The following is a 14,682-nucleotide window of genomic DNA, read 5'->3' as shown; positions in this document are numbered from 1 at the left end:
CTCTGCTTTCTTTAATCACTAAAAAATACGGTTTCTTTTTTGACAACCGTCGTTGGTTGATTAACTGATTGAATAATAAAACTAATATTGGTCATCTTCTGCTGTAAGTTATAACTGTCAACACTTAGAGTTAGTGGTACTTCTTGCATTTTTCCTGCAGCGACTTGTACCGTTTTTATTGGCTCACCTTGTATTATTTTATCTAGTTCAATATCTTCCACATAAATACGGTAGTTGGCACTTTGCTGGCTTTTATTGAGAATTTTTAAGGTGTAGGTATTTTCTACCATGCCTTCATAATTAACTCGATATAACGCGTTTCTATCACGTAATACTGAGGCTTCTAACGGTATACGTTCATTAATCCATAAACCTAATGCAGCAACGAGCATAATACATAAGCTGCCATAAGCGGCTAATTTAAGGTTAAATGGCTGTGGCTTTTTACTTAACAGTCGTTGCTCGCTAGTGTAGCTAATTAACCCTGTAGGGTAATTAAAGCGGCTCATTGTTTCGTCGCAAGCATCAACACATAACCCACAGTTAATGCACTCATATTGCATGCCGTTTCTAATATCAATACCAACAGGGCAAACTTCCACGCATAAGTTACAGTCAACACAGTCGCCTAAACCTAAGCTTTTATGATCGGCTTTACGCTTACGTGGGCCTCTGCTTTCGCCGCGCTTAGTGTCATAGGCGACTAAAAAGGTGTTTTTATCAAACATGGCTGATTGAAAGCGAGAGTAAGGGCATAAGTAAATACACACTTGCTCTCTCATCCAACCGGCATTTCCATAAGTACAGAAAGTAAAAAACACTACCCAAAACGTAATTAAGCCTGACCATTCAAAAGCGATCATTTCACTGTATAGATCAGAGGCTGGAATAAAATAAGACATAAAGGTAGTGGCCGTAAATAACGACATGACTAGCCATATACTGTGTTTAGCGACTCTTTTTTGTAATTTATTAATACTCCATGGGGCTTTGTCTAACGCTTTACGTTGATTTCGCTTACCTTCTATACGATGTTCTACCCAAATAAAAGCAAGTGTCCATATAGTTTGCGGGCAAGTATAGCCACACCAAACACGACCAAGCCATGTGGTAATAAAAAATAGTGCGAATGCGGCAACCATAAATATGCCTGCTAACAGTACAAAATCTTGTGGCCAGAATGTTACTGAAAATAAACGAAATTCTTGTTTAGCAACATCGAGTAATACCGCTTGTTCACCATTAAATTGAATAAAGGGAATGGCGATAAAGGTGAGCATTAATAACCAACCTAGGTAGCGTCGTATTCTTTGATAAAATCCTTTTTGCTCTCTTACATAAATAGATTCATTAGACTTATAAGGTTTAATGATGAGGTGCTCTTCTTTGATATCAAATTTCATAATTATTTACAGGGTCATAATTGAGTAATTACCCTGATCAATATCAAGATTTACGCCAAAACTAATTTTTATTATCTATTTGTATTTTAAGGATTTTATTTGGTGGTCAGGAGCTTTGAGGCACGATATGTCGTGCATGCGCGATATAGCGTGGATTTTGTGTCTGTTGTGGTGAGCAAGGGTTAATTACTATTGGCAGTTATCGAGAGATGTTAAGCTTTTTCATGCGAGATCTTAGTGTGCTGTCAGGTAACCCCAGCACTTTTGCTGCGCCCCTATTGCCACCAATAATCCATTGGCAATCCGTTAAAACTTCGGTGATATAAGCTTTTTCGATTTCTGCTAGTGGCTTATTTATTGAGGGGATTGCCGCATGACTTTTAGTAAATTTTTGCTGAATATTGAGGGTGCTTGATTGGGCTAGAATAACTTCACGCTCAAGAATGTTTTGTAGCTCTCGGATGTTTCCAGGCCAGTGATACTGGGTTAGTTTTGCTAAACTACGCTTATTAATATGGGTAATGCTTTTGTTAAGTTTGGCATTCAGTTGTTTGAGTATACTGCTACATAATAGTGGGATATCTTCAATGCGATCTCTTAACGCTGGAATGTTAATAGGGAAAACATTTAAGCGATAATATAAGTCCATGCGAAATTGGCCTTGCTCAACCATAGCGAATAAATCACGATTAGTCGCGACTATGATACGAAGATCAACGGCAATGGTTTTACTGCCACCAACGCGCTCAAATTCGCGCTCTTGTAATACCCGTAATAATCGACTTTGTGCCTCGAGTGATAACTCTCCAATTTCATCTAAAAAAAGTGTGCCTTTATCGGCCAGTTCAAAACGCCCCTTACGACGCTCTATGGCACCGGTAAAGGCGCCTTTTTCGTGACCAAAGAGCTCAGACTCGAGTAAATTAGCAGTAAATGCAGCACAATTCACTTTCACCAATGGCTTGTTGCTACGGGCACTTAGCTGGTGTAAGTTGCGCGCTACGACTTCTTTACCCGTACCATTTTCACCTAAAATTAAAACCGTGCTGTCGGTTTGTGCCACTAACTTTATTTGCGCTAGCATGGCGGTAAATTTAGTGCTATTACCTTCTAACCCAGAGCCTTGCCATGCTTCATTAATTTCACTTTGTAGGTAAGTGTTTTCTGCTTGTAGCTGTTCGGTCAGCTCTTGTACTTTTTTTAACGCGTCGCGTAGGTTATTGTCGGCAAGCCGCTGTTGACTAACATCTCTAAAAACTGCAACCGCACCAACAATCACATTGTCTTTATATACAGGGGTTGAGGTGTATTCTACGGGAAATGAAGTGCCGTCTTTACGCCAAAATACTTCATCGGTAATTTTACGTTCGACACCATCGCGCATTGAGTTATAAATATTACATTCTTCACTAGGGTAATGATCGCCATTCGCATGGCTATGATGATGATATTGATGAATATTTTTACCCAGCAATTCTTCAGACTTCCAACCAGTCATACGTTCTGCGGCTGGGTTAATAAATACCGCATTCCCTTCAATATCAAAACCATAAATGCCTTCACCCATGGCATTGAGAAGTAAATTTGAATCAGCTAAGTAGGCTTTAATACTGTGGTTAATATCTTTGTTATGGTTGTCTTTCATATGAAAACTATTCACTCTTTATCAATACACGATATATCGTGGTTTTGGGCAGCATAACAAATTAAGTATGAAAAGATAAGTGCGCCTTTACAACGCCGAACTTGAGACCTTGATAGTTTTTAGGGCTAAATAAGTCTTTTTGTTATGAAAGCTCCCAATGTTTATCTGCTGAAGAACAACACCACCTGTTTATTTTTTAACCTTGACATAAGAAACTGATACACGTAATGTTTTTGTTAATTTTTTGTTGCAACATAGTTTACAATCTTTCGATAAGTCAGCTCATCAAGAGAAATAATAAATGCGCATGAAAAAGCGCTAAACAATAAAAGGTAAGTGTTTATGAACAAGCTCAAAGTACTTTCTGTGTTAATTTGCGGTGGTATAAGCACCAGCAGTCTCGCGATTAATCCACAAGTTGACCCTGAAAACCCAAATGGCTATGTTGTTTCTCGTGTTGAACTCAATGCCTCGCGTGATGCTAAAACTGCAGACCCTATGTACGCTATTTGGGCAAAAGCTTTAGAAACAAGCAGTAATGCAGTGGTTGAGGCAATTTATCCTAATTTACCGACTAATCCTGATAATGTTAAGCGCGCCGAGCGTATTTTCCCCGAAGCTGAGTGGGATTTTTTAACCAAAATGGCAGCACCAGAATATACCTATACGCGCTTTTTACGTGCCATTGGCAAATTTCCTGCGTTTTGTGGTGACTATATTGATGTCGCAAAAGATGCTGACGCCATTTGTAAAAAATCAATAGTGACGGCGTTTGCCCATTTTGCTCAAGAAACTGGCGGTCATATTAGTAAGGATAACATTTCAGATAACCCTCAACAGCTTGAAGAGTGGCAACAGGCATTGGTACACGTGCGTGAAATGAGCTGGTCAGAAGGTGATGCAGGCTATACGGTTGGCTGTAATGAGCAGAATTGGCAAACATCACGTTGGCCATGTGTCGCAGGTAAGGGTTACTTTGGCCGTGGTGCTAAGCAATTATCTTATCACTTTAACTACGGTGCTTTTTCTGAAGTGATGTTTGATGGTGATGCCTCGGTATTATTAAATAACCCTGGTTTAGTTGCTGACTCATGGTTGAATATGGCGTCTGCTATTTGGTTTTTCTTAACGCCACAAGCACCAAAACCAGCAATGTTACATGTTATCGATCGTACTTGGGTGCCATCGCAGCGTGAAACCAATGCGGGTATTGGTTATGGATTTGGTACCACAATAAATGTCATTAATGGTGGTATTGAATGTGGCGCTCAAAATGAAACTAAGGGTCAACCCGTTAATCGTATTCGTTACTGGGAAGGTTTATCGGCTTATTACAATATTGATATTCAGTCGGATGAATTAAATACTTGTTACCAACAAACGCCATTTGGCAGTATTAACCTTGAAGGTGCTACGGATGTACTTTACACCAACTGGGAAGGTGACTGGACCTATTATGCAGATCGCCCAGAAGGTCAGTCATTTGAATGTAAGTTAGTTGCTTATCAAACCGCATACTCAGCGTTAGTGCCTGGCGATTATGAAAAATGTGTTACTAACTTTCATAACTCTCACGCCGGTTGGCCGCAAATTCGTGTCGTAGATCAGCTCGATACACCGGTTGTTGAGCCTCCTGTCGATGGTGTTGCTGCATGGGTTGATAGCAAAGTTTACTTACGAGGAGACCAAGTATCTTACCAAACAGGGATTTACGAAGCTAAATGGTACAGCCAAGGCAATATTCCAGGAGCAGGAGATCCTTGGAAAGTGATTAAAGCACCAACCGTTACTCCTTAAGCAAAGTAAGACCTTATTTGAGAGGTATAAAAACGGTATAGAGCTATCTATGCCATTTTTAGTTAATGTGATTATTACCTATTGTTTATATTCATAAATTTAATGATTTAGCTGATTGAAAGCTAATAGCTATTAGGTTATATTTTATACTCACTTTTTTATATGGAATTAGTTATGTTAAAGAAATCTTTACTAATTGCTAGTGTTGCACTAATAACATTAGCTGGCTGTGGCTCAACGCCACCAATTCAAGCGCAAGAAAAAACGATAGCTTATCAAGGTAAGGTTTATGTCTTCGGTGGTCAGTACGACGAGAAACGCAAAGAAGTAGAGCTTACGGTAAATGGTGATCCTGTAATGAAAGGACGTTTTCCTCCGTATACTCCAACATTAAACTTAACAACCAACTATCAAGATGTTGAAGTGTCTAGCCATTGTTACTTTAGCTCAGTTTTAAACCGTCAAGGTGGTGTGTTTGGGGCGGTGGCTGGTGCTATTCAGTCATCAAATTCACAATCAGGTGACAAATGTGATATTAAAGTTGCAGGTGAAACACTAGAAACTTTATATTTTTAAATTAATTATCATAAAATTTTTCCGTTAGCTTTGGTTATCGGTTGATTAGATAAACAAAAGCACCTTATATAAGGTGCTTTTTTATTTTCATCAGCACTCTTTTTTCGTCTTGATTGTGTAGTTAATGTACAGTTTTTTAGCTTTTTTGGATGCTCAGGTGACTATATCTACTTAAGTAACTCTCTTTGTTAAAATTATGGTGGCCTATTTATAATTAAGTCGCGAGAATAATGCTGCTTAACTCACGGTTTACGCATTAAATGAGTGTGAATTTTTGATGATTAGCGATTATGAAGTCAATGAGTACCCTCACTCGTTTGGCTAAATAACTCCTGTTTGGATAAACTAAATATACAGGTAATTCAGCTGGTTGTGGTGTACAACTAAATTGTAAAAGTAAGCCAGCCTCTACGGATGCTTGACATAAATTGATAGGCAATATAACGACGCCTTGATGAGTGCAAGCTAAATCATGTGCCAATGAAAAGTCATGTGTAACCAACTTAAAGCGCTGTGATTTGTTCAATGGTGCAAAGATAAGTTGAGTTGATAAGCTCTCTTTACATGCTTCTTTTCCTAGCTGTTTAACTACTGATGGGGAGGCGAAGTAACCTAGCTTAGCTTTTCCAAGCTCTCTCGCGATAAGATCTAAATCGCCAGCATCACGACCTCGAATCGCAACATCTATATTTTCAGCAACAATATCCTGTGGTGTATCGGTAACCATGATCTCAACACTTAAGTTAGGATAGCATTGTTGAAATGACGAAATAAGTCGAGCTAAGGGCATTTTTGGCATCGCAACAGGAACAGAAATTTTTAGTCTGCCTGAAAGTGCATCATTTTGAATTAACGATTCTTCAGCAGAAATCAGCATACCTAGGGCTTTTTGGCATACTTGCAAATAGTCTACCCCTTCATTAGTTAAACTAACATTTCGAGTATTCCTATTGAATAAGCGAGTATTTAATCGCACTTCTAACGCTTTAATACGGGCGCTGACAGTTGATCTGGGTAAAGCAAGATTATTACCCGCTTGTGTAAAGCTATTGCTTTTTGCGACCTCGACAAACGTTTGAATTTGAATTAAATCACTCATTGTATGAATTTATTGTTCAGTTTGTTCAATATTAGACATCTAGTTCACTCAATAGCAAGTTGTTATTCTCGTGAAACTTTAGTCAACAGAGATAAAAAAATGCAATTACGTAAATTAATTTCCCTCAGTATCAGCCTCTTATTAAGTACTCAATTATATGCACAAGAACCAGAAGTTGAAGTGCGTTGGCTTGGTGGTCCAAGCATGGAGCTGCATTTTGATGGGCTGAGTATTATGACCGACCCGATGTTTGGTGAAGGAGAGCAGGCATTTTTAATGGCTGATCCAAACGAAATGTTTGATTTGAAACTTGGGCCTAATGTTCGTCATCACAAACGTGTTACCAAGTTACCAAATATCGATTTAACACAAACTGATTTAATCTTATTAAGTCATGCTCACGAAGATCATTTTGATCAAGAAGCACATAAACGATTGCAAAAAGATATTTTGATGATGATGCCTAAAGATGATCAAGAAAAAATAGCTAAGTTGGGTTTTACCAATATTGATGCATTGGCCCCGGGTGATTCACGAGAATTTAAAACCCCTAGAGGTAAGGTAACGATTACAGCGGTACCCGCAGACCATACATTGAATAAAGCGTTAGAGCCATTACTGGGTCATGGCTTAGGGTTTTATATCGTGTTTCAACAAGGAGATTGGCGCCGTAGTCTTTATTGGACAGGAGATTCAATGCCGAGTGAAAGAGTAATTAACTTTGTTAGAGCCTTAGGGCCTATAGATATTTTGATACCGAACATGGGAAGAGTCGGCACTACTGGCCCATTAGGTCAAATAAGTATGGGCGCGAAAGAGGTTATAAAATTGGTTAACTCCCTAGAAGTTACTAAAGTATTACCTATTCACCATAGTACCTATGCCTTATATTTAGAGCCTATTTCAGTGCTAGTAGAACTAATGCAAAATAACTCTGTTGGCTTAGATTTGATTTCTGAAGGCTCAACAGCGGTGTATTAATCACCGTTTTCTGAGCAGTTTCATTGATACAGTGCTTGGCGTACGATTAGTAAAGCGATTGCTATTTGCAAGCCAAGCACCCAAGCTGACTTATAGCATCGCAATAATCAGGCTGGCATAAGCCCAGGCAAGATAAGAGCAGCTTACGAGATGGATTTCTTACCTGAATACAGCATAACTTTACTGATACCTTTCACATACCTTTCACATTCACTCGAATAAGCTTATCGGCAATTATGTTATTAAAAGGCCGTCAGATATGTCTATTGTTACTCAACCTAATTCGATTCAACCCAACGCGATCCAACTCAGCTCAATTCAATTAAAAAATATTAGCCAGTCCTTCACACTAAATGAAGCGAAAGTTACTTTATTTGAACAGCTTAACTTAACCATTAAACAAGGGCAGTCTTACGCGATTACTGGTCCATCTGGGGCTGGTAAATCAAGTTTGTTGATGTTGATGTCAGGTTTGGAAAAGCCGACATCGGGCGAAGGGCTTTATTTAACGGGCAACCAAGCAACTAGCCTCGAAAGCTTGCGTACAGACATTGGTTTTATCTTTCAACAGTTTCATTTGTTACCTGAATTAAGCGCATTAAATAATGTTGCCCTGCCGTTGAAGCTACGCGGAGATAAAACTGCAGTGAATAAAGCGACAGCCATGCTCACTAAAGTCGGTTTGTCAGATCGCATGAACCATAGTCCCAGTGAGCTCAGTGGTGGCGAGCAACAACGAGTTGCCATTGCACGAGCCTTAGTTTTCCAACCGCGATTTATTTTTGCCGATGAGCCGACTGGTAATCTCGATGAAAAGAGTGCTGGAGATATCGCGAATACGTTATTTTCTTGCTGTAAAGAGAATAACGCGGGTTTGGTTATGGTAACCCATAGCGAAAGGTTAGCGCAGCGTGCTGACCATATATATCGTTTGAACCAAGGGCGACTCATACAGGATAGTAGTCATAACAGGGAAAGTAAGGTTTTGGAGGCGGCATATGTTAACTAAAACACAAGGTGGCGCAGTGCCAAGGTCATTTGCGGGCTTTATCATGCAAGCGAGGCTTAATTTTTCACTGGCATGGCAATGCTATCGTCAAGAATATCATTTACCTCATCAACGCCTGCTTCGTTGGACGCAAGCAATACTCTTAATTTTTATGCTGGCGTTAAGTCAGTCAAGTGAAAGCGTTCAACAATATTTGACTAAAAACCTACAAGGGTTGCTTGGCGCTGATGCTCTTATTAGCCAGCATCAACCCTTAGCAGCAACACAATTAGCAAGCTTAGCTAAACAGGTTGATGACGTCGCGCAAACTCAGCAAATTAGCATTAATTTTAGTCATGATAATAGCTGGCAATATATTAGCCTAAAAGGCGTTGATGATAATTACCCTCTGCAGGGAGAGCTATTAACTGCTAACTCCCTTGATGGGGTTACATACGCGAACTCGACTGGCCCGAAAGTAGGTGAAATATGGTTCGACAGTCGTTTATTGTCGCGATTTAGCCTGAAGCTGGGTGATGTGGTAAATATTGCCTCACAAACTTTTACCGTAACAAAATTGCTAGCTCATGAGCCTGATCGCTTGATGGAAGGACATAATGTCAATATGCGTGCAATGATCAACATTGCTGATATGAAGCAGCTAAACTTTAGCGAAAATTTAATACAGTATCGTTATTTACTTGCCCTTGATGAAGACAACATAACGACACTACAAGCATGGCAAAAACAGCAAATACCTGCCGCCGAATTTATGCATAAAAAAGGCAATCATCCGTTAGCATTATTTTGGCAGCGAACAGAAAACTTTTTAGGCTTAACCTCTATCTTATTGTTTTTTATGGCAGCTGTTGCTATTGAGCAGCTTTCCATCAAGCATAAAAGTAAAGAGCAGTATTTTGCCGCGGTGTGTATGAGTTTAGGTGCTAGCCATCAAACGGGTATCGTGGTGTCTATCATTAAATGGTGCTATTCATTGCTACTACTATTGCCCATTGCCTTTATTTTAGCCGCAGCAACACATTGGCTTATCATCAGTCATTTAGCAGAAAGCTTTGTCAATTTAACGTGGCAATGGCACCTTGGTTTATCCTTTAGCACCTTAGGCTTTGTAAGTTTATTGTTTGCTTTATTTTATCTACCCGTGTGGTATTCGTTAGCCAATAGCACTATTGCGTCACTCTTTACGACTGCAACGAGTGAAACGAAACAATTAGGGCAAAAAATAGCGGCGCTAATGGTCTTAATCATTGTGGTGTTTGCTTATTCAGATAATGGCCTATTAACGACCATGATGCTTATTGCCATGGGGGTTACTATTGCACTCATTTTAGCGCTTAGCTGGTTGACATTGACCTTGGGTGAAAAACTCACACAAAACCTGTCAGGGTTGTTACCTTTTGTGTTTTTTATGATGAAGCAGCGCTTAGTGAGCAAAAGTACCCAAATATTAGGGGTAGGCTTATCAGCATTTCTACTGTTATTTACCCTCATGTTAATGCACGACTTGGGCAAAACAATGTCGGTTTATCAGCGAACTCACGATGGAAATTTAATGGTATCGCAAGCGACTACGGATCAAATGGATTACCTTCATCAGTGGGCGTTGGATAACGATATTAGCATTCGCCAAAATAAAGCTTATATGCATGCCAAGCTCATAGAAGTGAACCAACAACCGCTTAAAGAATTTGCGGGGAAACCTAGTGACAGTTTAGCGCGCTTTTCAAGAGACATAAGAATGCACTGGGCTAACGAGCTACCAAGTAATAACCGTATTGTATCTGGTCAATGGTGGCAAAACGCAAGTGAGAATTGGCAGCAAGTCTCAATAGAAGAGGAGGTGATGACGGATATCGGGTTGGCCTTAGGTGATGAGGTGAGTTTTATGATTGCAGGTAAACGCTATAACTTTATCGTTGCTGCTAGTCACGCATTTAAGTCTGGCAATGGCTCAATCACGTTTTGGATACAAATGCCTAGCACTGCGATCGCCCACATTCAAGCAACGCATTACCATATGGCAAGTATCGAAGTGAGCGATCAACAACAGTCTTTATTGGGTAACTTATGGCAAAAATATCCGACATTGCGCATGGTCTCTTTAAAAGAGATGACCGCACGATTTGACTCCACGCTTGCAATGATAACGACAGTAATCACAGGATTTTCAGTGGTGATTATCTTACTTGCGATTATTGTTATTCTCGCGTCAATTAATGCAGCAGAAGCGAAGGAAAGGAAAAAGAACAGCATTATCATGAGCTTTGGTTTTTCTAAACGCACATGTTTTCAGCTTAATATTATTGAGTGGCTTATCACGGCATTGATTGCAGCAACTGGGTCAATAGTAGGTACTTACCTTGCTGGATTACTCATCTATCAATCACAGTTTTCCCTACCCTATCAACCTGACTTTATTTGGCTATTGGGAACCTTGTTTATTATTTTAGCGAGTGTTACTTCCCTAGGTATTTTCGCTAATAAGCACAGTTTAAATAGTTCTGTTAAGCAATTAATGACGGACTAACCTTGTAAATTTGTAAAAAACGCGCAGTGAGAAGCTTTTATATCAGATGTTTTACCTCGGTTTCACATCAGTTTCACAGACTCACTGCGATGCTGTCCCCTGAGCAGTTTTATACTCGAACTATCTAACCTAACCTAACCTAACCACCTAATATAAAAAACGATTAAGAGAGACATGATGAAAAGCATTACTCAAAAAATAGTTACAATGATTTGTTTAGTCGTCGTTACTTTGCCGGTAAAAGCTACGCTTGATAAGCAAGTTACTCAAACAGATCTTAAGAAAAAAGTACTGATGGTTGTCAGTGGTCATGGCGAGGAGCAAGGGGAAAAAGCGCCTGGCTATGAGTTTGGCGAATTTTCAAAAGCCTATTTAGTGTTTCAAGCAAATGGTATTGACGTTGATGTCGCTAGCCCTAAAGGCGGTAATGTGGTCGCCGATAAATATGATCCAGCGACACGCTACAATGCGCAAGTTCTCGCGGATAAAAAGGTAATGGACAAGTTAGCAAATACTTTCGCCACCGCAGATATTAACGCAGCTAGTTATGACGGCGTGTTTATTGTTGGGGGGAAAGGCGCAATGTTTGACTTACCAAAAGATAAAGCACTGCAAACGCTAATCAGTGACGTATACCAACAACAGGGCGCAGTGGCAGCAGTTTGTCACGGCCCCGCAGCACTAGTAGACGTAAAGTTAGCGGATGGTACTTATTTAATTGCCAATAAACATGTAAATGCTTTTACGAATGAAGAAGAGCAATTGTTCGGTAAGAAATGGTCTCCAACGTTTGATTTTATGCTCGAAGATAAGCTAGTAGAGCGCGGCGCTATATTTCAAAGTAGTGATATTATGTTAAGTCATGTTGCAGTTGATGATCGTTTGATCACTGGCCAAAATCCAAGTTCTACGGTGGGAGTAGCAACCGCGTTAGTGACGAGCTTAGGCATTGATGCGGTGACTAACGCGCGATACAACGATGATCACACGCTTGCGTTAATCGCTGATTTTTTAGCTGGTGAACGTGCGGTTTTAGCACAAGTTTCTCAGCGTGAGGCGAGTGAGGAAAAATCAAAGCAGCTTAGTTTCTTTGGTATGTATGGTTTTTATTTTTTTAAAGTAGCAGAAAAAGAATCAGAAATTGAACAAGCACTAGATTTAATGACAATAGCTCAAGCAGAGCTAAACAACCCTGTACTTGATGTCGCCATTGCAAAAGCACAGCAAAAATTAGGTAAGAATTTGCTAGCAAAAACCACACTACGACAGTTATTAAAGATTAAGCCTGAATATCAACCAGCGCTAGAGCTATTGGCAACATTATAGTAAGGCTATAACAACTAAATAATTCAGGCTTAAGGGGGCAATAACTTGTTATTACCTCCTTAAGCTTTTAACGTTTACGCTTAAATAGTGAATTAATAGCGCCAAGTCGCTTTCAATGGAGTTTTTTATGGTCAGTACTAATACCTCATTACATATATTATTAGTGGAAGATCAACTTAATATTGCGCGCAATGTCGCTGAGTATATGGAGGCCAAAGGACATGTGTTTGACTTTGCCATGCAAGGTCAGCAGGGGCTAGCGTTGGCGTTAAGTGAGTCTTATGACCTTATCATTCTCGACTTAAATTTACCTGTGATGGATGGGTTAACGGTATGTGAGCAATTACGACTTAAATCATCACGCCATATTCCTATTTTGATGTTAACCGCTCGCGACACTATTGACGATAAAGTCAGCGGTTTTACTGCTGGCGCCGATGACTACCTAACTAAGCCGTTTTCATTGCAAGAGCTTGAAGTTCGCTGTTTGGCATTATCGAGAAGACATTTATTGCAAACCGATGATGTTGTTACCCTTGGTGAGTTGCAAATAGACCGTAAACGTAAAACTGTACAGCGCAAAGGAGTACCACTTAATTTACACACTATGGGTTATCGCATTTTAACGCTATTAGCTGAGGAGTATCCACAGGTGGTCAGTCGTTCTCAATTAGCACAAAAGCTATGGGGCGATGAGCCAACCGAGTCTGATGCATTACGATCGCACATTTATCAATTACGTAGTGTGTTAGATAAGCCATTTAGTTATGCGATGTTGAAAACTCGCCACGGAGTTGGCTTTGCCTTAGAAGTTGCTAACGGTAAACGTGAGCAGGGTAGTGAATGATGAAAAGCAAAATAATAAATAAAAGTTCAGCTAATGAAAATAGCACCAATAAATACCATAGTTTGAGCCGACGTATTGTCGCGCAGTTTTGTGTATTTACCTTAGTCTTATCATGTTTTTATAGTGCCTTTGTGTTTTTAGCTATGTACGCATTAGAAGATAGCTTTATATACACAACCATGGCACAAGAAGCTCAGTTAATGCAGGAAGGCTATCAGCAGCACCAACAATGGCCGATACCTCGCCATCACTATATGAAGCTCTATCTATCAAAGGAAAGCTTACCAGAGCTCATTAAAGTGCAGTTATTAACTGAGTCTAATGCAGGTGAGTTCTTTGGCGAACAAGGAAAGCACTATCATTTATATGCACTTCCTAAGGTAGCGCCTGAAAAACAAAGTGATGCCGAGCAAGCTTATTTATTAGCAGAAGTGAGTGAAATGTTACTCGTTAGGCCTATTAGCGGCTTTTTACTTAAAGCGATGTTGGTTGTGTGTTTAGTCTTAATTATTATTGCCTGTACTATTGCGTGGCTGTTAGGGCGCAGTACAGCAAGACCCTTACAGCGGCTGGCTGACTTGGTTGATGGCGTTGCGCCTGAAAATATTCCGGATAAGTTCGCACAACGCTTCCCAAACAATGAAATTGGTCTATTGGCACAAACCCTTGAAAATACGCTAGGACAAATTAAATTAGCGTTAATCCGCGAAAAACACTTTACCCGCGATGTTAGCCATGAGCTTCGAACCCCCGTCGCAATTATTAAAAATGCCGTTGAAGTGTATCAAACCAGTCATACCTTAGACCCTGAACTACCGCAGCAACAATTACTCCAACAGCAACTAAAACAACAAGCTACCGATGCACTGATAAAACGTATCAGTGATGCTAGTGTACAAATGGAGCAAACGGTGACCACCTTATTATCACTAGCGCGTAACGAACACACCTCGGTTGCTAAATCGTCGGTGAATTTATTGGCGCTAGTCGAGCAGGCGGTGATTGATCACAGCTATTTGCTGGCAAATAAGACTAATGGTAACTTAGTTGAAGTGCTAGTCAGTGACAATACTAATGTGAATCTAACACTGCAACCAGGCATGTTAAAAGTGTTACTTGATAATTTGATCAGTAACGCCTTTCAATATACCAATGCTGGTGAAGTGCTGATTAGTTATGAAAATAATCAGCTTGTTATTGCAGACACAGGCTCAGGCATAGAGGCAAGTATTGTGGATAAAGTCACTGAACTTATGGTTAAAGGTAGTCAGAGTACTGGTTACGGTTTTGGTTTATCGATAGTGAAGCGCTTGTGCGAACACCAAGGTTGGCAGTTAAGCTTGAAGAGCGAACAAGGCACGCAGATATCGGTACGGTTTTGAATGAGAAGCTTGCTTAAGTTAAAACCGTAGGCAATAAAAAAGCACCTTATATAAGGTGCTTTTTTATTATTAAGCACGCTTGCGTGCTTA

General features: G+C 39.9%; 11 protein-coding genes. 8 read left to right on the top strand and 3 right to left on the bottom strand.

Annotated features, from left to right (window positions below):
• Positions 1 to 11: 11 nt before the first annotated feature.
• Together ccoG and ABD005_RS09475 are read right to left on the bottom strand one after the other, a co-directional pair.
• Positions 12 to 1,403: a cytochrome c oxidase accessory protein CcoG gene (ccoG, locus tag ABD005_RS09480; protein ID WP_215981652.1), complete on the bottom strand. Its 1,392-nt coding sequence runs from the start codon at positions 1,401 to 1,403 to the stop codon at positions 12 to 14.
• A 199-nt stretch (positions 1,404 to 1,602) separates the two neighbouring features.
• Positions 1,603 to 3,048 (bottom strand): sigma-54 interaction domain-containing protein, encoded by a 1,446-nt coding sequence (locus ABD005_RS09475; protein WP_343817220.1) that lies wholly within the window; start codon positions 3,046 to 3,048, stop codon positions 1,603 to 1,605.
• A gap of 342 nt (positions 3,049 to 3,390) precedes the next feature.
• Between ABD005_RS09475 and ABD005_RS09470 the strand changes: the two genes are divergently transcribed.
• Entirely contained in the window at positions 3,391 to 4,845 is a 1,455-nt protein-coding gene (locus ABD005_RS09470) for a chitinase (RefSeq protein WP_215981650.1), read from the top strand.
• A gap of 174 nt (positions 4,846 to 5,019) precedes the next feature.
• Complete coding sequence (locus tag ABD005_RS09465; protein ID WP_343817219.1) at positions 5,020 to 5,421, top strand: hypothetical protein; 402 nt, start codon at positions 5,020 to 5,022, stop codon at positions 5,419 to 5,421.
• A 256-nt stretch (positions 5,422 to 5,677) separates the two neighbouring features.
• Here the strand turns inward: ABD005_RS09465 and ABD005_RS09460 are convergent, their stop codons facing one another.
• On the bottom strand, positions 5,678 to 6,520 hold the full coding sequence (locus tag ABD005_RS09460; protein ID WP_343817218.1) for a LysR family transcriptional regulator: 843 nt from the start codon (positions 6,518 to 6,520) through the stop codon (positions 5,678 to 5,680).
• Positions 6,521 to 6,619: 99 nt separating this feature from the next.
• On the opposite strand from ABD005_RS09460, the gene ABD005_RS09455 reads away from it, so the two are divergent.
• The 6 genes from ABD005_RS09455 to ABD005_RS09430 all read left to right on the top strand — a co-directional run bounded on the left by ABD005_RS09455 (position 6,620) and on the right by ABD005_RS09430 (position 14,592).
• A complete protein-coding gene (locus ABD005_RS09455) occupies positions 6,620 to 7,501 on the top strand; it encodes an MBL fold metallo-hydrolase (protein WP_343817217.1) in 882 nt (293 codons plus the stop codon).
• A gap of 259 nt (positions 7,502 to 7,760) precedes the next feature.
• Positions 7,761 to 8,510, top strand: a complete 750-nt coding sequence (locus tag ABD005_RS09450) for an ABC transporter ATP-binding protein (protein ID WP_343817216.1) — start codon at positions 7,761 to 7,763, stop codon at positions 8,508 to 8,510.
• Complete coding sequence (locus ABD005_RS09445) at positions 8,500 to 11,037, top strand: ABC transporter permease (protein WP_343817215.1); 2,538 nt, start codon at positions 8,500 to 8,502, stop codon at positions 11,035 to 11,037. The genes ABD005_RS09450 and ABD005_RS09445 overlap by 11 nt, the downstream gene beginning before the upstream one ends.
• Before the next feature lie 174 nt (positions 11,038 to 11,211).
• Entirely contained in the window at positions 11,212 to 12,363 is a 1,152-nt protein-coding gene (locus tag ABD005_RS09440; protein ID WP_343817214.1) for a type 1 glutamine amidotransferase domain-containing protein, read from the top strand.
• A gap of 127 nt (positions 12,364 to 12,490) precedes the next feature.
• Entirely contained in the window at positions 12,491 to 13,210 is a 720-nt protein-coding gene (locus ABD005_RS09435) for a response regulator transcription factor (RefSeq protein ID WP_343817213.1), read from the top strand.
• Positions 13,207 to 14,592 carry an ATP-binding protein gene (locus ABD005_RS09430; RefSeq protein WP_343817212.1) on the top strand — a complete coding sequence of 462 codons (1,386 nt, stop codon included), beginning with the start codon at positions 13,207 to 13,209 and terminating at the stop codon, positions 14,590 to 14,592. The genes ABD005_RS09435 and ABD005_RS09430 overlap by 4 nt, the downstream gene beginning before the upstream one ends.
• Positions 14,593 to 14,682: the final 90 nt, after the last annotated feature.

Origin of the sequence: Colwellia asteriadis (assembly GCF_039523295.1) — a bacterium.
GTDB classification, from domain to species: domain Bacteria; phylum Pseudomonadota; class Gammaproteobacteria; order Enterobacterales; family Alteromonadaceae; genus Colwellia; species Colwellia asteriadis.
Note: the sequence above shows the minus strand (reverse complement) of the source record. Positions and strands in the feature narration are given on the sequence as shown.